Origin of the sequence: Mesorhizobium sp. B2-1-3A (assembly GCF_006442655.1) — a bacterium.
GTDB lineage: Bacteria > Pseudomonadota > Alphaproteobacteria > Rhizobiales > Rhizobiaceae > Mesorhizobium.
This window is the reverse complement of the sequence record NZ_VFWK01000002.1, coordinates 453,772-472,357: the sequence shown is the minus strand read 5'-3', so window position 1 is coordinate 472,357 and position 18,586 is coordinate 453,772. Positions and strand designations below refer to the sequence as shown.

The 18,586-nt window shown below is 64.6% G+C and carries 16 protein-coding genes; 12 read left to right on the top strand and 4 right to left on the bottom strand.

The annotated features are described in order from the left end of the window. Positions 1-206 precede the first annotated feature (206 nt). The 6 genes from FJ977_RS08805 (at position 207) to FJ977_RS08780 (ending at position 6,551) form a co-directional block, all read left to right on the top strand. Complete coding sequence (locus FJ977_RS08805) at positions 207-1,169, top strand: sugar-binding protein (protein ID WP_140770502.1); 963 nt, start codon at positions 207-209, stop codon at positions 1,167-1,169. A gap of 116 nt (positions 1,170-1,285) precedes the next feature. Continuing rightward, positions 1,286-2,824 (top strand): sugar ABC transporter ATP-binding protein, encoded by a 1,539-nt coding sequence (locus FJ977_RS08800; RefSeq protein WP_140771360.1) that lies wholly within the window; start codon positions 1,286-1,288, stop codon positions 2,822-2,824. 98 nt (positions 2,825-2,922) lie between these two features. Beyond that, on the top strand, positions 2,923-3,918 hold the full coding sequence (locus FJ977_RS08795) for an ABC transporter permease (RefSeq protein WP_140770499.1): 996 nt from the start codon (positions 2,923-2,925) through the stop codon (positions 3,916-3,918). Between the two features lie 84 nt (positions 3,919-4,002). Beyond that, on the top strand, positions 4,003-4,782 hold the full coding sequence (locus tag FJ977_RS08790; protein ID WP_140770497.1) for an SDR family NAD(P)-dependent oxidoreductase: 780 nt from the start codon (positions 4,003-4,005) through the stop codon (positions 4,780-4,782). Between the two features lie 8 nt (positions 4,783-4,790). Then, positions 4,791-5,390, top strand: coding sequence for an SDR family oxidoreductase (locus FJ977_RS08785; protein WP_140770494.1), 600 nt, complete (start codon positions 4,791-4,793; stop codon positions 5,388-5,390). 129 nt (positions 5,391-5,519) lie between these two features. Further along, positions 5,520-6,551: a LacI family DNA-binding transcriptional regulator gene (locus FJ977_RS08780; protein WP_244735278.1), complete on the top strand. Its 1,032-nt coding sequence runs from the start codon at positions 5,520-5,522 to the stop codon at positions 6,549-6,551. A 256-nt stretch (positions 6,552-6,807) separates the two neighbouring features. On the opposite strand, the gene FJ977_RS08770 is transcribed toward FJ977_RS08780, so the two are convergent. The 4 genes from FJ977_RS08770 to FJ977_RS08755 are packed head-to-tail and all read right to left on the bottom strand — an operon-like array spanning position 6,808 to position 10,629. Continuing rightward, positions 6,808-7,986, bottom strand: a complete 1,179-nt coding sequence (locus FJ977_RS08770) for a mandelate racemase/muconate lactonizing enzyme family protein (protein ID WP_140770488.1) — start codon at positions 7,984-7,986, stop codon at positions 6,808-6,810. 9 nt (positions 7,987-7,995) lie between these two features. Beyond that, positions 7,996-8,985 carry a transketolase C-terminal domain-containing protein gene (locus tag FJ977_RS08765; protein ID WP_140770485.1) on the bottom strand — a complete coding sequence of 330 codons (990 nt, stop codon included), beginning with the start codon at positions 8,983-8,985 and terminating at the stop codon, positions 7,996-7,998. Then, positions 8,982-9,830, bottom strand: coding sequence for a transketolase (locus tag FJ977_RS08760; RefSeq protein WP_140770482.1), 849 nt, complete (start codon positions 9,828-9,830; stop codon positions 8,982-8,984). Before FJ977_RS08760 ends, FJ977_RS08765 begins: the two co-directional genes overlap by 4 nt. A gap of 4 nt (positions 9,831-9,834) precedes the next feature. Next, positions 9,835-10,629, bottom strand: coding sequence for an SDR family oxidoreductase (locus FJ977_RS08755; RefSeq protein WP_140770480.1), 795 nt, complete (start codon positions 10,627-10,629; stop codon positions 9,835-9,837). Between the two features lie 118 nt (positions 10,630-10,747). Between FJ977_RS08755 and FJ977_RS08750 the strand changes: the two genes are divergently transcribed. From FJ977_RS08750 to FJ977_RS08725, 6 genes are all read left to right on the top strand, one after another. Then, positions 10,748-11,968, top strand: coding sequence for a mandelate racemase/muconate lactonizing enzyme family protein (locus FJ977_RS08750; protein ID WP_140770478.1), 1,221 nt, complete (start codon positions 10,748-10,750; stop codon positions 11,966-11,968). A gap of 138 nt (positions 11,969-12,106) precedes the next feature. After that, positions 12,107-14,500 (top strand): thiamine pyrophosphate-dependent enzyme, encoded by a 2,394-nt coding sequence (locus FJ977_RS08745; RefSeq protein ID WP_246682983.1) that lies wholly within the window; start codon positions 12,107-12,109, stop codon positions 14,498-14,500. Positions 14,501-14,534: 34 nt separating this feature from the next. Further along, the gene (locus FJ977_RS08740; protein ID WP_140770473.1) at positions 14,535-15,545 is read left to right on the top strand and encodes a C-terminal binding protein; all 1,011 of its coding nucleotides are present in this window, start codon (positions 14,535-14,537) and stop codon (positions 15,543-15,545) included. Next, the gene (locus FJ977_RS08735) at positions 15,542-16,273 is read left to right on the top strand and encodes an E3 binding domain-containing protein (RefSeq protein ID WP_140770471.1); all 732 of its coding nucleotides are present in this window, start codon (positions 15,542-15,544) and stop codon (positions 16,271-16,273) included. Before FJ977_RS08740 ends, FJ977_RS08735 begins: the two co-directional genes overlap by 4 nt. A 183-nt stretch (positions 16,274-16,456) precedes the next feature. Then, positions 16,457-17,227: a GntR family transcriptional regulator gene (locus tag FJ977_RS08730; protein ID WP_056568764.1), complete on the top strand. Its 771-nt coding sequence runs from the start codon at positions 16,457-16,459 to the stop codon at positions 17,225-17,227. Positions 17,228-17,489: 262 nt separating this feature from the next. Then, positions 17,490-18,554, top strand: a complete 1,065-nt coding sequence (locus tag FJ977_RS08725; protein WP_246682870.1) for a substrate-binding domain-containing protein — start codon at positions 17,490-17,492, stop codon at positions 18,552-18,554. The last annotated feature ends 32 nt before the right edge of the window (positions 18,555-18,586 follow it).

The following is an 18,586-nucleotide window of genomic DNA, read 5'->3' as shown; positions in this document are numbered from 1 at the left end:
TATGTCAGACAAATCGGACTATTTACGAATGATGGATGAGTCTCTAAAGTCCGTGGCCGTGGCTGGAACGACGCCATTCTTTCAGTGCCGGGAACCCCTGAGGAGGAGGGGCGTCCGAGCCGCAAACGGCAAATTCAGGTGAGCAAGGCAATTCTAGTGAGCAAGACCGGTCAGCCGGATGGCTGGACCAAAACGGGAGGTTGAACATGAAATCCTTGATACGCAATGCATCCGTGGCCGCCGCGGCCCTGGTTGTCGGCCTGACGGCGACAGCCATCGCGCGCGCCGACGACAAGCCGACGCTGGCCTTCGTCGTCAACGGCGCTTCCGATTTCTGGAAAGCGGCCGAAGCCGGCGTCAAGAAGGCGCAAGGCGAACTGCCCGACTATACGCTTGAACTCAAATATCCCGAGCAGTCCTCGGTCGCCATTCAGCAGCGCCTGATGGACGATCTGGTGACGGCCGGCGTCAAGGGCATCATGGTTTCGGCGGTTGACCCCAAGACCTCGACCGATGGCTTGAACAAGATCGCCTCGCAAACAGCGCTGTTCACCACCGACAGCGACGCTCCGCAGACCAAGCGTGTCGCCTATATCGGCTCGTCCAACGTCGACGCCGGCAAGCAGGCCGCCGATATCGCCAAGAAGGCGATGCCCAATGGCGGCAAGTGCCTCGGCTTCGTCGGCCTGCTCGGTGCAGACAATGCCAAGGAACGCATCCAGGGCTTCAAGGATGGGCTGGCCGGCACCAAGATCACGCTTGACGACGTGCGTGGCGACGATATCGACCAGGCCCGCGCCAAGAAGAATGTCGAGGACGCGCTGGTTGCCAGCCCCGATGTCACCTGCATGGTCGGCTTCTATTCCTACAACACGCCGCGCATCTATGAAGCGCTGCGCGACGCCGGCAAGCTCGGCCAGATCACGGTCGTCGGTTTCGATGACGATCCGATCACGCTGGGCGGCGTCAAGGAAGGCACCATTGCCGCCACCGTCGTGCAGCAGCCTTTCGAATGGGCCTATCAGGGCATGAAGCTGATGGCGGCCTATCTCAAGGGCGACAAGTCGGGCATCCCGGCCAATGCGCTGATCATCATCCCGACCAAGATCATCGGCAAGGATGATGTCGACGCCTATGCCGCCAATCTCAAGGCGATGGCTGGAAACTAAGGCCAGGAAGCAGTTCGGCCGGCTCAACTTCGCTTGAGCCGGCTGTCCGCATTGACGAACCCGGCCGGGATCGTCAGTCTGCTGAGAGGTCGGCCCGCCAATCGCTGTCAGGCATGATGAATTATTCCGACACATCCATCGCGGCAATCACCCCGTTCCTCAGTCTCGAGAACGTGCGCAAGACCTATCCGGGCGTCGTCGCGCTCGATGGCTTCTCGATGGAGGTCAGGCCGGGCGAGGTTATCGGCCTCGTCGGCGAGAACGGCGCCGGCAAGTCGACCCTGATGAAGATCCTCGGCGGCGTCACCACGCCGGACACCGGCACCATCACGGTCGATGGCACCGCCCACAAGGGGCTCAGCGTCGAAGGCAGCCTTGGCTCGGGCATCGCCTTCGTCCACCAGGAACTCAACCTGTTCGAAAACCTCGATGTCGCCGCCAACATCTTCTTTGGCCGCGAACCGCTGCGCGCCGGACCGCTCAAGCTTGTCGACCGCTCCAAGCTGCGGGAAATGGTGGCGCCGCTGCTGAAGCGCGTCGGCGCCAATTTTTCCGCCGACACGCAGGTCGCCGACCTGTCGCTTGCGCAACAGCAGATGGTCGAGATCGCCAAGGCGCTCTCGATCAAGGCAAGGCTGGTCATCCTCGACGAGCCGACATCGAGCCTGCCGATAGCCGAAACCGACAAATTGCTCGACGTCATCAAGGCGCTGAAGGCCGATGGCATCAGCGTCATCTTCATCTCGCACCGCCTGCACGAGGTCGAGCGCGTCGCCGACCGCGTCGTCGTGCTGCGCGACGGCATGCTGGCCGGCACGCTGGGCAAGCGCGACATCAACCACGACCAGATGGTCAAGCTGATGATCGGGCGCATGCTGAAGGAGCGCGAGAAAGCTTCCGAGGCCGCGCGTGCCCCCGGCGCCGTCGCCCTTGCTGCCAAGGCCGTCCGCACGCCCACCTATCCCGGCCGCCCGGTCGACCTCGATGTCAGGCGCGGCGAGATCCTCGGGCTTGCCGGCCTGGTCGGCTCCGGCCGCACCGAGCTGGCACGCGTGTTCTTCGGCATTGACGGCAGCCTTGGCGGCGCGTTGGAGCTCGACGGAAAGCCGCTTGTGCTCGGCTCCGCGGCCGACGCCGTCGCGCACGGCATCTTCCTGGTGCCGGAAGACCGCAAGCTGACCGGCATCCTGCTCGACCTGTCGATCGCGCAGAACATCTCGCTGCCCAATCTGCCGGCGCATGCCAGGCGCTCGCTGGTGTCGGCCAGTGCGGAGAACGCTACCGCCGAGAAGCAGAAGAAGGATCTCGGCATCAAGGCGCCGTCGGTGCAGACACGCACCGGCACGCTGTCGGGCGGCAACCAGCAGAAGGTCGTGCTCGGCAAGTGGCTGGCCATGAACCCGAAGGTGATGATCCTCGATGAGCCGACGCGCGGCATCGACATCGGCGCGAAGGCGGAAATCTACGGGCTGATGCGAGCGCTCGCCGACGCCGGCGTCGCCGTGCTGATGATCTCCAGCGACATGGAAGAGGTGATCGGCGTGTCCGACCGCATCGCCGTCATGCATGAGGGCCAGATCTCGGGCATTCTCGACAAGGACCGGTTCAGCCAGGAAAACGTGCTGCTGCTGGCTGTGGGCAAGCCGGCAAACTAATGCTGTCGCGCAGAAGTGACCTCGGGTTCGCGACAACGACATGCATAGACCAAGGAGCCGGAGCGCACGACGCGCTTTGGCCGTAAGCGGAGACGACGATGAGCAAGAAAGATCTCGGCCTGCTGATCCTGATCCTGGTGGTCGGGGCGATCGTCGCCATCATCAATCCGCGCTTCCTGTTGCCGATCAACCTTGCCAACACCTCGAACCTGATCGGCCTGTTCGGTATCCTCTCGATCGGCCAGGCCTTCGTCATCATCACCGGCGGCATAGAACTGTCGGTCGGTTCGCTGGTCGCGCTGCTGGGCACGCTGTTCATCGACTTCATCGCCGTGCGCGGCATGGGATGGCCTGTTGCCTTCGTGCTCATCCTCGTGCTTGGCGCGATCATCGGACTGGCGCATGGCTGGCTGATCACGCGGCTGAAATTGCAACCCTTTGTCGTGACGCTGTGCGGCCTGCTGATCTATCGCGGCGTCGCGCGCTTCTACACCGCCGACGGCACGGCCGGCTTCGCCTTCGGCCAGAATTTTCCTGACCTCGAATTTCTCACCGCCGGCCGTTCCTGGGGCGTGCCGAACTCCTTCTTCGCCCTGATTATCATCGCCATCGTCATGTGGGTGGTGCTGCACCGCTCGGTGTTCGGCCGCTATCTCTATGCCATCGGCAAGAACGAGGAGGCGGCGAAATACTCAGGCATCCGCACCGGCCGGATCGTCATGGCCGCCTATGTCATCTGTGGCGTGCTGACCGCCTTGTCGGCGATCTACTTCGCCATGTACACGCGCTCGATTTCACCCGCCAGCCATGGCCAGTTCTACGAACTCTACGCCATTGCCGCGGCTGTGCTTGGCGGTTTCTCGTTGCGCGGCGGCGAAGGCTCGCTGATCGGCGTCGTGCTGGGCACTGTGCTGCTGCAGGAGCTGCAGAACCTTGTCAATCTGCTCGGCATCCCGTCTTCCCTCAACTTCGCGGTGATGGGCGGGGTCATCCTCATCGGCGTGCTGGTCGACCAGCAATGGGGCGTGTTCCGCGCCCGGCGGCTGATGGTGGATGCCGCTCGCAAGAATGTCGCCGGTGCGCCGGCGGAATAAGCACTTGCCATGACTCAACTGCTTGTCCACACCCTGCGAATATTATAATAGCATAACCCGATATTGCTCGGGGGTGGACGGGACATGCGCTGCGATTTGCGAGGCAAGGTAGCGCTGGTCACCGGGGCCGCGGGCGCCATCGGCAGTTCCATCGCCGGACGCCTGTCCGACAATGGCGCCGCCGTCGTCGTCGCCGACATCAACGGCGAAGGCGCAAGCCAGGTCGCGGCCGGTCTGAGCAACGCCATGGCCTGCGCCACCGACATCCGTGATGCCGCCTCGGTCGACAGTGCGATCGCCGCGATCATGCAGCGCTACGGCCGCCTCGACATCCTCATCAACAATGCCGGCGTCAACACGCTGGCGCACCGCGTCACCCTGGACGAATTCCCGCCCGAGGAATGGGACCGCATCACCGGCATCGACCTTGACGGCCTCTATATCATGAGCCGGGCGGCACTCGCGCCCATGCTCGCCGCCGGCAACGGCGGGCGCATCGTCAATATCGCCTCGGTCGTCGGCCTTGCCGCCATGCGCCTGCAGAGCCCGTTCGTCGCCGCCAAGGCCGGCATCATCCATCTGACACGTTCTATGGCGATCGAACTTGGTGCCAGGGGCATCCTGACCAACGCCATCGCCCCGGGGTCGGTGATGACGGCGCTGACGGCCAAGCTGTTTTACGGCGACGACGGCAAGTTCGCCGGCCGCACGCAGGAATTCCTCGCCCATGTCCCGCTCGGCCGTCCGGCTGAACCGCAAGAGATCGCCGAGGCGGTGCTGTTCCTGGCCTCGCCTGCCGCCAGCTACGTCAACGGCCAGGTCCTGGCCGTCGATGGCGGCTGGACGGCGGGATACATGATGTGAGTGGCGCGATGGAAATCGATCTCGCCGGCGCGACGATAGCGCTGGAAGGCCCAGGCAATCCGCTCGTCGAAGCGGCACTTGCCGCCTTGCGTGCCAATGGCGGCCGCATTGTCGAAGGGGTGCGGGCACGGCCCGCTGGCATGCTGCCCCCCGACATCCTTCTTGTTTCATGCCCGCTGCGTCCGGGAACGACGGCCGAAGATCCCCCCACCTTGTATGCCGATGCCCGCAAGGCGGCCGTGGCCATGACGCCCCACGGCCGCGGGCGCATTGTCTTCCTGATCTCGGCCACCGCCGGCATGCCGATGCGTCGCCATCCGCGCTTCTCCATGGAGAATGCCTCGATCCTGGCCGGCATGCGTACGCTGGCCATGGAATTCGGGCCGAAGGTGCTGGTCAATGCCGTCGGCTTCGGCGCGGTCGAGGGTGAAACCATGGTCTCGGGCGACAAGGCGATGCTCAGCCACACACCGGTCGGCCGCGCCGGCCGCATCGAGGAAGCGGTCGCGGCCGTGTTGTTCTTCTGCGATCCGCTCAACACCTACACGACGGGCCAGATGCTGGGCGTCGACGGTGGGTGGACGGCTGGCTATGGGCGCAATTTCTGAACCGTCGATGCTTGCCATCCCCGCCGGACCCGCCGCTGGAAACCGTCCACCACACCCGCTATGAAAGGCGCTTACGGTGTGATCCATAGGACATTGCCTTGGTGGGTCGCGCTCTTTTGGAGCATGGTGATGGTCGACAAGCCGCCGGCGGGCGAGAAGAAGCCGCAACGCCTTGGCGTCCGCGAGATCGCCAAGCGTGTCGGCGTCGCGCCGATGACGGTGTCGCGCGCGCTGTCCAATCCCGACATGGTGTCGCCGGAGACGCGCATCAGAGTGCTCGAAGCGATCGAGCAGGCCGGCTTCGTGCCCAACCGGCTGGCCTCAAGCATGCGCGGCAATGGCCGCATGATCGGCACGGTGGTGCCGCCGCTGATCAATTCGGGCATCGCCGAACAGGTGCAAGGCATGTCCGACGAATGCCATGAGAGCGGCTATTCGATGCTTCTGGTGCAGGGTGAATTCACGCAGGAGGCGGAGGAAAAGTCGATCCGTAATCTGCTCGGCTGGCGACCGGTCGGCATGATCCTGCAGAGCTTCGTGCAAAGCGAGGCGGCACGGGCGCTTCTGAAGAGCAGCGGCGCACCGGTGGTCGAAATATCCGAGATCAAGGGCCGCAAGCCGATAGACATGGTGGTCGGCGTCTCCAACTTCGAGACCGCCTATGCCATGACCATGCATCTGGCGGCCAAGGGCTACAAGCGCATCGGCTTCGTCTCGACGCCGATCCATGGCAATGACCGTTTGCAGCAGCGCCGCACCGGCTATCACGCCGCACTCACCGAACTGGGTTTCAAGAACCATGGCGACATGGAGGTCGAAGTGCCGATCACCGCTCAGGGCGGTGCCGAGGCGCTGGTGACGCTGACCTCCAGGCACAAGGATATCGATGCCATCTTCTTTTCCAGCGACACGCTGGCCGTCGGCGCCGTCCAGGAATGCCACCGCCGCCGCTGGGCGGTGCCGGGCAGGATCGCGATCGCCGGCTATGGCGACATGGATCTGGCCGCGCAGCTTTATCCGCCCCTGACCACGGTGAAGGTCAACCGCTACGAGATGGGCCGCCGCGCGGTGCGGCAATTGCTGGCGAGGCTCGGCGGCGACACCAAGGTGCCGACCATCACCAGCCTCGGCTTCGAGATCGTCGACCGCGAGAGTGCCTGATGGGCCTGTTGGTCGAGGCCTCTCAGCTTCGTCATCCTAGGGCGGAGCAGCCGCGAAGCGGCGTCGCGGAGACCCTAGGATCCATTCCGTGACCTCGATCGAAGGGTACGGCGGAGAAAAATTCTTCAACGTTTGCAAAGCTTTAACGCCACGGCATGGATCCTAGGGTCTGCGCCGCGTCGCTTCGCTCCTTGCTCCGCCCTAGGATGACGAAGAGAGGGAAGCCTCAGCCAAACTGTAAACGTCGCGATTTTCCTTAACCGCGCTTCCCCGCCTCTTCACGCCGCCCGAGGCGCTTTTCCCAGCCTTCCGCATGGACGTTGAGATAGGCGTTGGGATCGTAGGGGTGATCCTTGATCGCCTCGATGTTGAGATCGATGCCGAGCCCCGGTGCGTCCGGCAACGACAGGTGTCCATTGTCCGGTTTGACGGTCGGGTGCCAGGTCACCAACTCGCGCGTCCACGGGTCGTTGAAGGCGTCGAAATGCTCCTGGATGAGGAAGTTCGGCACTGCCGCCGCCAGCTGCAGGCACACCGCCGTCGCCACCGGTCCGCCGCTCTGGTGCGGCGCGATGTGGCTGCCATGCGCGAGCGCCAGATTGGCCACCTGCATGGACGGCGCGATGCCGCCGAGCGACATCGGTTCGGGTTGGAAGATATTGACGCCGCCGCCGGCGGCCAGCGTGTAGAACTGCCCGACCGTGTCGTACATCTCGCCGGTCGCAACCGGGATCGGCGAGCGATGCGCCACTTCGTGCACGGTCTCCTGCCGGTCGCGCGAGGTCGGCTCCTCCCACCAGTAGATGTCGAGGTCAGCGAACTTCTGTGCCGCCTGCAGCGCCGCGATCTCGGTGAAGCGGGCATGCACGTCGATCAGTATCAGCGTGTCCTTCGGTAGCTTGTCACGCAAGGTTCGGCAGATCGCGTAGGAGAGATCCAGTTCCTCACGCGAGATAAAGCCCTGCGCGGTGCCGAACGGGTCGAGCTTGAACGCTTTGAAGCCCTTGGCCAGAACCGCCTTGGCGGCTTCCAGAAAGGCCTCCGGCGTGCGCTCGGTGCGGTACCAGCCATTGGCGTAGCCGAGCACGCTGTCGCGCACCTGGCCGCCGAGCAACTGGTGGATCGGCACGCCGAGGCTCTTGCCCAGAATGTCCCAGCAGGCGACCTCGACCGCCGCGATCACCGTGCGGTGGATATGGCCGCCGTCTAGCGAGACGCTATCCAGCATGCGCTTGGCCAGCGCGTTGATGCGGCGCGGATCCTGGCCGATGGCGAGGTGCTTGAGTTCGTGCACACCGGCTTCGGTGGTCTTGATGAAGCCGTTCAACGTGCCTTCGCCGATGCCATGGATGCCCTTGTCCGTGTGCACCTTGACGAAGAGCCAGTTCTTCCAGCCGGCGCCGACGGCAAAGGTCTCGATGTCGGTGATCTTCATGCGGCAGTCCTAGTTCAACGCGGCAATTGTTGTGACGATGGCCTCGGTCGTCAGCCCGTATTTCGCCTGCAAGGTCGGCACCGCGCCGCATTCGATATAGCGGTCGGGCAGACCGATGCGCGTCACTTTCTTCGCAATGCCGGCATCGAACAAGGTCTCGACGACAAGGCTCGCCAGCCCGCCGACCACGACATGGTTTTCCGCCGTGACGATATGGTTGAAGCCAGCGGCAAATTCGGCCACCGCCCCGGCGTCGAACGGCTTGATCGTCGGCACGTGCAGCACGCCGGCCGTGATGCCTTGTTTACCCAACGCATCTGCCGCATCCAGCGCCCGCTCGGTCATGAAGCCGGTCGAGATGAGGCCGACATCGGAACCTTGGCGAAGGCGACGCGCCTTGCCGATCTCGAAGCGATAGCCTGGCTCGAACACTACCGGCACGCTGCCACGCAACAGCCGCATGTAGACCGGCCCCCTATGCTCCGCGATCGCCTCGGTCGCTGCCTCGATCTCGGTCGCGTCGCAGGGGTCGATGATGGTCAGGCCGGGGATCATGCGCATCAAGGCCAGGTCCTCGATCGCCTGATGAGTACCGCCATAGCCGGTCGTCAGCCCCGGCAGGCCGGCGACGATCTTGACGTCGAGGTTGGAGTGGGCGAGCGCGATGGCGACGAAATCATAGGCGCGCCGCGTCGCGAACACGCCATAGGTGGTGGCGAACGGCACCTTGCCGGTGCGCGCCAGTCCTGCAGCCACCGCGACCAGGTTCTGCTCGGCCATGCCGACATTGAAGAAGCGATCCGGGAAGGCGTCGCGGAACGGCAAGATATCCGTGTATTTGCCGAGATCGGCAGTCAGTCCGACAATGTCTGGACGGCTCTGGCCAAGCCGCGCCAACGCCTTGCCGAACGGTGCCTCGACACTCTGCCGGCCACCGCCGACCGCTTCATCCTGGCCCATGGCCAGCGTACGTCCGGCCTGCGTCGCCGCGCCGCTCATTGGGCCGCCCCCACGGTCTTTTCGAACTCGGCGATGATGCCGTCCCATTGCGCCACGTCGATGCGGAAGAAGTGCGATTTCTCGGAGGTTTCGATGCGCGGCACGCCCTTGCCCGGAAGCGTGCGCAGCACGATCGCCTTCGGCTTGCCGTTGCGGTTCCTCGCATCCGCCAGCGCACCGACTATCATCCTCATGTCGTTGCCGTCGATCTCCGATGTCTGCCAGCCGAAGGCGCGCCATTTGTCGGCCACCGGCTCCATGTCGAGCACCACGGGGCCGTCGGCCTGGATGCCGTTGCAGTCGACCAGCGCCACCAGCCCGTCGAGCCTGAAATGGCTGGCCGACATCGCCGCTTCCCAGGTCGAGCCTTCTTGCATCTCACCATCGGACAGTTCGACGAAGACGCGTGCGTCCGAGCGGTCCACGCGCAGGCCCAGCGCCTGGCCTACCCCTTGCCCCAGGCCATGGCCGAGCGAGCCGCCGATCACTTCGACACCGGGCGTGGTGTCGAGCGTCGACATTTCCAGCCGGCTGTTGTCGGCCCCATAGGTGGTCAATTCGTCGACCGGAATGATGCCGGCCTCGGCCAGCGCTGCCCAGAGCGCGATGGAATAATGCCCGGTCGAGAGCAGGAAGCGGTCGCGGTCGGGCCACGCCAGATTGTGCGGATCGTAGCGCAGTTCGTGGAAATACAGCGCGGCCAGCACATCGGCGATGCCGAGGCCCTGCCCGATATAGCCCTGGCCCTGGCCGCGCGCCATGGCCAGCATGTGGCGGCGCAGCCGTGTCGCCTTGCGTTCGAGCGCGCCGATATCGACGCTGCCGGGAGGGGAGTTTCGCAGCATGGGATCAGTCCTTGTCGAGCCCGCCCGACATGTTGAGCCGCTCGGCGGTCATGTATCGGGGCGAATCGAGGCAGAGCCAGACGACGGCTTCAGCGACCTCGAAGATTTCGGCGCGGCGGCCGAGCGGGATGCGGCGGGTGCGCTCGTCGAGGAAGGCCTGCAGATCGTTGCGGCCATTGGCGCGGGCGAGATCAACCTCGGTCGAGCGCTGCATCTCGGTGTCCATCATGCCCGGCGCCAGGCTGTTGACCAGCACGCCATAGGGGGCCAGCGCCACGGCCGCGGCCCGGGTGATGGAATCGACGCCGGCCTTGCTCGCCGTGTAGGCCGTGTAATCGGGCAGCGCCATGCGCGAGCCTGGCGAGGTGATGTTGATGATGCGCCCCGAGCGCTGCTCGCGCATCACCCGCCCCGCCGCCTTGCAGGCCATGGCAAGTGCCGTGACGTTGAGCGCCAGCGTGCGCGTCCAGGCCTTGAAGGTGGCATCGAGGAATGGCTCGATCACACCATAGCCGGCATTGTTGACGAGGATGTCGATGCCGCCCCAGCGCGCGACCACTTTTTCGACCGCGGCTTCCGGTGCGCCTTCCCTGGTGAAATCGCTGACGATGCTTTCGCTTTCCGCGCCTGTTTCGCCGATCCGCCCGATGGTCTCGGCCAGTCCCTCGCCATTGATGTCGGTGACCGCGACGACACAGTTTCGCCGGGCCAACTGGATCGCCACCTCCCGGCCGAGGCCGCCCGCGGCACCGGTGACCAGTGCTCTCCGCCGCGTCGTGTCTTGATCTTTGGCAGGCAAGCGAACGCCCTCCCAGTGGCCATCTTGACGGGATTGATACCGGTACCATAAATAGCTGTCAACGGCGATGTGCTATTGTCCCCGTCGACCGCATGGTCCGCTGCAATGGGAGGATAAGATGAAAGTCGTCGCGCTCGAAACGCTGCAGCTGGCCGAGTTTCCATTCCTGTTCTGGCTGCGCGTCCACACCGATGCCGGTCTCATCGGCACCGGAGAAACCTTCTGGGCGCCGGGGCCGGTCGCGTCCTACATCCACGACAATGTCGCCGCCTATCTCCTGGGCAAGGATCCGCGCGACATCGAGTTGCATGATCGCACGCTTGGCAGCGTCTATGTCGGCGCGCGGGATTCCGGGGCCGAGGTGCGCGGCAATTCCGCCGTCAACATTGCGCTCTGGGATATTTATGGCCAGGCGCTCGGCGAACCGGTCTGGCGGCTGCTTGGCGGCCGCACCCACAGAAGCGTGCCCATCTACAACACTTGCGCCGGCTACAAACATGTCCGCGCCACGAAGAAGAACGCCCTGTTCGAGCGCGGCGAGGACTGGTCGCTCAAATCAGGCGATTCGAACGAGGGCCCGTACGAGGACCTGCTCGCCTGGCGCTACAATGCCGGCGATCTCGCCAGGAGCCTGAAATCCGAAGGCATTGGCGCGATGAAGATATGGCCGTTCGACATCGCGGCGGAGGCATCGAACGGCACCCGCATCTCGCTTGCCGATCTCGACAAGGCGCTGGAGCCGTTCCAGAAGATCCGCGACGCTGTCGGCCGCGACATGGAAATCATGGTCGAGCTGCACGGGCTGTGGACCCTGCCGCCTGTGCTGCGCATCGCGGAGGCGCTGAAAGCGTACGACGTTGCCTGGCTGGAGGAACCGATCCGCTACAACGAGCTCGACGCCATGGCCGAGCTTGCCCGCCACACCTCGATTCCCGTTGCCGCCAGCGAGCGGCTCGCCTCGCGACAGATGTTCAAGCAGCTGATCGACAAGCGCGCGGCTAGCGTGATCATGATCGACCTCGCCTGGTGCGGCGGCCTCTCCGAGGCGCGCAAGATCGCCAACATGGCCGAGGCCAGCGAACTGCCCGTCACCTTGCACGATTGCACCGGGCCGATCGTCTATGCCGCCAGCTGCGCGCTGTCGGCCACGTTGCCGAACGTCAACTACCAGGAGGCGGTGCGCGCCTATTTCACCGGCTGGTACACCGAAATCGTCGCCGACATTCCGCCAGTCAAGGACGGCCATGTCGCGCCGCTCGATGGGCCTGGGCTCGGTCTCAGCCTGCGCCCTGAGCTGTTCCAGCGTCCGGACGCCACGGTGCGCATGACGAGAATCTAGCGCTCAGCACGGCTCTGCCTGGAGCCAGTAGACATTATGCTATTATAATCTATGATGCGCCGAAGCGGGCGGCAAACAAGCCCGCTGCCGGCGCTCTGCCGCCCGGCGTCAGATGGATTCAGGGAGGCTTTGGTGGCAATGTCTGCGGCGCGCGCACGCGAGGAGTCGAGAGGTGCGCCAAACCTCCCCGACCGGAAGATCCTGCTAGATCTGTTCGAACGCATGGTGCTGTTGCGCCGTTTCGAAAGCATCGCCCAGATCGCTTGCCGCAAGGGCGAAACACCTGGCTTCCTGCATCTCTACATCGGCGAGGAGGCGACCGGCGTCGGCGTCTGCGCCCACCTCAGGCCAACCGACTGGGTCACATCGACCCATCGCGGCCATGGTCATGCCCTGGCCAAGGGCGCCGATCCCGGCCGCGTCATGGCCGAACTGTTCGGCAAGGCCGACGGCATTTGCGGTGGCCGCGGCGGCACAATGCATCTCTACGACCGTTCGGTCGGCCTGTTCGGCACCAACGGCATCGTCGCCGCCGGCATCGGCCATGCCGTCGGCATCGGCATGAGCGCCCGCCAGCAGGGCCGCGACGATATCGGCGTCGCCTTCTTCGGCGACGGCGCCGCCAACCATGGCGGTTTCCACGAGGCGCTCAATTTTGCTGCCGTGCAGCGGGCGCCGGCTGTCTTCATCTGCGAGAACAATCTCTACGCCACGGCGACGCCGCTCAACTCCATCACGCTCAATCCCGAGATCGCCACCAAGGCCGCTTCCTATGGCATGCCCGGCGTGGCTGTCGACGGCAATGATGTCTTCGCCGTCTGGCTGGCGATGAAGGAGGCCACCGAGCGCGCCCGTTCCGGCAAGGGCCCGACGCTGATCGAGGCCAAGACCTACCGCACGGTCGGTCATCACGAAGGCGATCCGGTCATCGGCACCTACCGCACGCAAGAGGAGCTCGATGCCTGGATCAAGCGCGACCCGATCGACATGTTCCGCAGGAAACTGGTCGAGGAGTACGGCATCGCCGATGCCGAGGCGCTCGCGGCCATCGAAGCGCGGATCGAGAAGGTGGTCGAAGAGGCGCTGAACTTCGCCCGCAACTCGCCCGAGCCCGATCCGGCGACGGTGCGCCTGCATGTCTTTGCCGATCCGATCAACCCGCCCGCGGCCTTGGCTTGGCGCGCCGTCGGTGAGACCCGCACGCAAGGCTGGCTGGAAGCGGTGCGCGACGGCATCGCCGAGGAAATGCGCGCCAATCCGGCGATCCTCTATTTCGGCGAAGGCACCGGCGAGCGTGGCGGCAGTTTTGCCCACACCAAAAATCTCTGGCAGGAATTCGGCGCCGATCGCATGGTCGACACGCCGATCTCCGAACAGGGTTTCACCGCCGCCGCTGTCGGCGCCTCGGCCACCGGCGCGCGTACCGTGTCGGACCTGATGTTCGCCGACTTCGCTTTCGAGACCGCCGGCCAGATTTTCCTGCAGGCGGCGAAGCTGCGCTACATGACCAGCGGTGTGATGAGCGCGCCGATGGTGGTGCGCGTCGGCGCGGGCGCGCTGCGCAGTTCCGGCCCGCATCACAGCGGCATCTATCATCCGGTCTTCGCCCATATGCCGGGCCTCATCGTCTGCGTGCCCTCGACACCGGCCGACGCCAAGGGTCTGATGAAGACGGCGCTCAGGGCCGGCGACCCGGTCATCATGCTGGAGCCCAAGGCGCTGTTCGCCTCAAAGGGTGAGGTGCCGGTCGGCGAGCACTTTGTCCCGTTCGGCGTTGCGCGCATCGCCCGGGCCGGCACCGACATCACCATCGTTGCCGCCGGCCAGATGGTGCAGCGCGCGCTCGAGGCGGCGGAAGCGTTGGCCGCCGAAGGCATCGAGGCCGAGCTGATCGATCCACGCACCATCATGCCGCTCGATATCGACACGATCGTCGCCAGCGTCAGGAAGACACATCGCCTGCTCATCGTCGACGAAGCCTGGGCCATGTGCGGCCTTGGCGGTGAGATCGCCCAGGCGATCAACGAATTGGCCTTCGACGAACTCGACGCCCCGCCGGGACGGCTGCACACCGCGCCGACCTCGCACCCCTTCGCCCCGGTGCTGGAGCGCGCCATGCTGGTCGACAGCGCCCGCATCGTCCAGGGTGCACGTGACGTCATCGCAGGCAAGCCGCCGGTGCCCGATCATTGGTACACGGTCGGCTTGAAGAGCACTACGCCGGCCAGGTCCGCGCCTGCCCCGGTCAAGGCCGCATCGCCCACGCTACCGACCCCGACGCCCGCTGCCCCCGGCGGCGATGAATCGATAACGATGCCGTTCGGCGACCTCACCGTCAGCGAGGGCACGGTCATCAAATGGCTGAAGGCGGTTGGCGAAACGGTCAAGGAGGGCGAACTGATCGCCGAGATCGAGACGGACAAGGCCGTGGTCGAGATCGAGGCGCCGATCAGCGGAACGCTTGCCGCGATCGATCAGCCGGTAGGCGCCGTGGTGCCGATGGGCGGCCGCATCGGTGGCATCAAGAAATAAACCTCTACCCAGACATGAAATCCGAAGGGCAAGCATGAAGATCCTGTGCGCCAACTGGCAAGCCGCCGACGAAGCCGAACTCGAGCGCGAGCATTATCCCGATATCGTGTTCATCCTCGCCCGCTCGACCAACGACAAGGCGGCCACGCTGGATCCGGCCGTCTGCCAGACGGTCGACGCGGTCATCAACTATTCGCCGATCCATAATGTCGCCGCCGCGCCATCGGCCTTTCCCAAGGCGCGCATCGCGGTGCGATCCGGCGTCGGCTTCGACAACATCGACACGGTGGGTTGGGGCGCGCGCAAGATTCCGGCCTGCAATGTGCCGGACTATGGCACGACCGAAGTCGCCGATCACGCCATTGGCCTGATGCTGGCGCTGACGCGCGGTACCTCCGCCTATGGCGCCGAGCTTGCCGGCAATGGCGCCGAAGGCTGGCATTTCTCCAAGGCGCCGCTGGTGCGCCGGCACAAGGGTGCCACCTTCGGCATCGTCGGTCTCGGCCGCATCGGGCTCGCCACCGCGCGCCGCGCCGCGGCCTTCGACATGAAGGTTGTGTTCTACGATCCGCATCTCCTGTCCGGCGTGGACCTCTCGACCGGTTACGAGCGGGTCCATTCGCTGGCCGAACTGATGGCGCGCGCGGATGTGGTGAGCGTCCACGCGCCGCTGAGCGAGGAAACCCGCAAGCTGCTCGGCGCGGCCGCCTTCGCCGCCACCAAGCCCGGTCTTGTCCTGGTCAATACGGCGCGCGGCCCGATCGTCGATCTCGACGCGCTGGAAACCGCCATGCGCAAGGGCACCGTCGCCGGCGCCGGACTGGACGTCTTGCCGAACGAACCCGGCGATCTCGACCATCCGCTGCTGGCGGCCTGGCGTCGCCGCGAAGCGTGGATCGCCAATCGCCTCATCGTCACTCCGCATGCCGCCTTCTACAGTCCGGCATCGATGCGCGACCTTCGGCTGAAATCGATCGAGGTGGTGCACGCCTATCTCGGCGAGGGACGGCTGACCAACTGCGTGAATTCAGAGTATCTGAAATGAACATCGCGGTGGCGCAATCCGGACGTCTGGCTGTTTCGCCCTACGCCCGCCGGCTGGCGCGCGAGCGAAGCCTGTCGCTGGAAACGCTCCGCGGCAGCGGGCCGGGCGGGCGCATCCTGGCCGCCGACGTTTTGGGCTTTGTTTCGGCTGACGCACCTGCCGCTTCGCCCGAGGTCGCCGCGCCCGTGGCAGCGCCTCCAATCGCCGCGCTCCGCATCGCCGCTTTCGCAACCTCCATTGCACTCGGCGCCCTGCAAGACCTGCTGGCGGCACTTGGGAATTCGGGACGGGCATTCGATGTCGACGACGTGCTGCTGCGCGCGGCCGGTCGAGCAGTTCTCGAAATGCCAGACGCCCGCGGCGTCGGCGATACGGCCGTGGCGCTGGAACTGGCTGGCCGGCAGGCGGTATTCCCCGTGGCCCCCGAGATGCCGCTGTCATCGCTGCGCGCGACGCGGCTCGCCGCCTTGGCCGGCAGCCGTGACGACGCGGACAAAGCGGCGGCTATGTCCCTGTGGTTGCTCCCGGCGAGCGACGTCCGGCCGGTGATGATACCGCTCCTGGCCGGCCGTGCGATGCGGCTGGCCGTCTCCCTGAGCACGGCGGCGAGCGATCATGCCGAATGCCTGCTGACGGTGGATGCGGCAAGCGTTGATGAGGCCACCGCATCCAAGTGGCTCGCGACCTTGAAATCGGCGATCGAACAGCCGCTTCGGCTCTTCGTCTGAGACGGTTGATCGTCAACAGCCTTGCCTAGCCTCCGGGTAAGGAAGCTATTATAAAAGCTTCGACATTAGAGCAATTCCAGGAAAAGTGCGAAGCGGTTTTCCGTCCGGAATTGCGTCAAACAAGAGATAGAGCGGTTCGCCGTTTCCGTGAAACGGTGAAACGCTCTAGGCGCGACGAGGCTCATGGATCATTCCGCTCCCACCATCGACAGTCTTCCCAGGCGGACACTCGGCCGCGCCAATGGGCCGCTTTACCGCCAGCTTGCCGACATATTGCGCGAACCGATCGGCAACGGCACCTTCCCGGTCGGCGGCGAACTGCCGAAGGAAGCGACCATTGCCGAGCATTTCGGCGTCAGCCTGATCACGGTTCGCCAGGCGCTGCGCGATCTCGAGGCCGACGGACTGATCCGGAAACGCTCAGCCAAGCCAGCCGTGGTCGCGGCCCGCAATCCGTCGGTCAATCTGAGTTGGAAGTTCAAGAACTTTGCCGACATGGCGGCCTTCACCAAGGATGCGCAACTGACGGTGAAATCCTATCGTAAGGAGGTTTCCCCCGTGCTCCAGCGCCATTTCGGCATGGGCAAGGACGAGGCGGGCTACTGCCTGCGCAGCGTGCTGTCGATCGGCGAACAGCGCAAGGCGCAGATCACCACCTATTTCCCGCCCGACATCGGCGCGCGCCTGAAGCGGGAAGATTTTTCCGACGTGCTGATCTTCCGTTCGGTGCAAAAACATCTCGGCCTGCGGCTCGACGTGGCGCATGTCACGGTGCGCGCCGAGATCGCCGACGAGGTGGTTGCCGCCGACCTCGGTATCACGCTCGGGAGCCCGGTGCTGACGGTGGAGATGCTCTACCAGTCGGCGGACCAGCGCAGCATCGAATTCTCCGTTGCCCGCCATCCCGCCGACATTTTCAGCATCACCTACGACGCGCCCAACGACCTGTCCTGAAGCGCGCCGGAGGCCGTATTTTATGCCGAGGTCGCATAGACAGGCTCATAAAATTATAATAGCATGATAGCTAGGCTGAAGTGCCGGCCACGGGAGAAGTCGCAAGGGAGGAAATCTGGCGAATTCGGCTCGCGGACGCAGCCTCGGGGAAGTCCGGTCAAATTGACATTCGCAATTGGTACCGGTATCAATTTTTCATCTTCATCCGATCAAGATGGCGCAGTCCATCACCGGCTGGACAGGAAACACTGGGAGGAAGATCATGAAATTGAGGAGCTTGAGCGCCTGCTTCGTGGCGCTGGCCGGGTTCGCAGTCTCGATGGGCGCTATGCCCGGCCATACCGCAACCCAAAAGCCTTACGTCATCTATCTCTCGAACAATTTCGTTGGCAATGACTGGCGCCAGCAGATGGAGCGCGTCGCCAATGTCGCCGTCGACAAGGGGCCGTTGAAGGGCCGCGTCGACCTCAAGATCGAAAACGCCGAGAACACCGTTCAGGCGCAGATCAATTCGCTGAACAACATTATCCGCCAGAAACCAGCCGCCATCCTCATCGATGCGTCCTCGGGCGAGGCGCTCAATCCGACCATCAAGAAGGCCTGCGACGCCGGCATCATCGTCGTCAGCTTCGACCAGACCGTTTCGGCCGAATGCGCTTACAAGCTGCATTCCGATTTCGATATCATGGCCAACAACCAGGCAGAATGGATGGCCTCTATCCTCGGCGGCAAGGGCAAGGTTCTCATGGATCGCGGCCTCGCCGGCGCGCCGATCTCGGAACAGTTCGAGAAGAATTTTGGCGCCGTGCTGAAAAAGTATCCCGGCATCGAGATCGTCGGCTATTTCAACGGCAACTATGCCGCGGGGCCCGAACAGGAGGGCGTCGCCAGCCTGCTCGCCGCCCATCCGGAAGTCGACGGCATCTTCTCGCAGGGCTACGGCACCGGCGCGATCAAGGCGCTGCAGAATGCCGACCGGCCGATGGTGCCGATCGTCGCCGCCGCCTTCAACGGTACCGGCGTGACGTGCGCGCAGACCAAGGGCGCCAAATGCTGGCTGGGTGCCAATCCGCCCTCATTGTCGGCCGAGGCGATCAAGCTCGCCGTCGACATTCTCGACACCGGCAAGAAGCCGGCCGACACCACCGTACTGTTCAACTCACCCGGCCTGACCACGGATATGGTCGATGCCAAATACGCCCCGAATTCCTCGGCGGTGAAGATCGAGCTAGGCAAGACCGTATTTCCGGATCTGGCGCCGGGACTTTCCCTGCCGGTGTCGCCGAGCTGGGTCCAGATCACGCCCAAGGAGGCTTCGGGAACCTGATTTGGTGGATGCAAGGCGCCACTTCAGGCGTC

What these genes read in the sequence shown, in the direction of transcription:
- FJ977_RS08805 (WP_140770502.1), top strand. Translation starts at nt 207, where the DNA reads ATGAAATCCTTGATACGCAATGCATCCGTGGCCGCCGCGGCCCTGGTT.
- FJ977_RS08800 (WP_140771360.1), top strand. Translation starts at nt 1,286, where the DNA reads ATGAATTATTCCGACACATCCATCGCGGCAATCACCCCGTTCCTCAGT.
- FJ977_RS08795 (WP_140770499.1), top strand. Translation starts at nt 2,923, where the DNA reads ATGAGCAAGAAAGATCTCGGCCTGCTGATCCTGATCCTGGTGGTCGGG.
- FJ977_RS08790 (WP_140770497.1), top strand. Translation starts at nt 4,003, where the DNA reads ATGCGCTGCGATTTGCGAGGCAAGGTAGCGCTGGTCACCGGGGCCGCG.
- FJ977_RS08785 (WP_140770494.1), top strand. Translation starts at nt 4,791, where the DNA reads ATGGAAATCGATCTCGCCGGCGCGACGATAGCGCTGGAAGGCCCAGGC.
- FJ977_RS08780 (WP_244735278.1), top strand. Translation starts at nt 5,520, where the DNA reads ATGGTCGACAAGCCGCCGGCGGGCGAGAAGAAGCCGCAACGCCTTGGC.
- FJ977_RS08770 (WP_140770488.1), bottom strand. Translation starts at nt 7,986, where the DNA reads ATGAAGATCACCGACATCGAGACCTTTGCCGTCGGCGCCGGCTGGAAG.
- FJ977_RS08765 (WP_140770485.1), bottom strand. Translation starts at nt 8,985, where the DNA reads ATGAGCGGCGCGGCGACGCAGGCCGGACGTACGCTGGCCATGGGCCAG.
- FJ977_RS08760 (WP_140770482.1), bottom strand. Translation starts at nt 9,830, where the DNA reads ATGCTGCGAAACTCCCCTCCCGGCAGCGTCGATATCGGCGCGCTCGAA.
- FJ977_RS08750 (WP_140770478.1), top strand. Translation starts at nt 10,748, where the DNA reads ATGAAAGTCGTCGCGCTCGAAACGCTGCAGCTGGCCGAGTTTCCATTC.
- FJ977_RS08745 (WP_246682983.1), top strand. Translation starts at nt 12,107, where the DNA reads ATGTCTGCGGCGCGCGCACGCGAGGAGTCGAGAGGTGCGCCAAACCTC.
- FJ977_RS08740 (WP_140770473.1), top strand. Translation starts at nt 14,535, where the DNA reads ATGAAGATCCTGTGCGCCAACTGGCAAGCCGCCGACGAAGCCGAACTC.
- FJ977_RS08735 (WP_140770471.1), top strand. Translation starts at nt 15,542, where the DNA reads ATGAACATCGCGGTGGCGCAATCCGGACGTCTGGCTGTTTCGCCCTAC.
- FJ977_RS08730 (WP_056568764.1), top strand. Translation starts at nt 16,457, where the DNA reads ATGGATCATTCCGCTCCCACCATCGACAGTCTTCCCAGGCGGACACTC.
- FJ977_RS08725 (WP_246682870.1), top strand. Translation starts at nt 17,490, where the DNA reads ATGAAATTGAGGAGCTTGAGCGCCTGCTTCGTGGCGCTGGCCGGGTTC.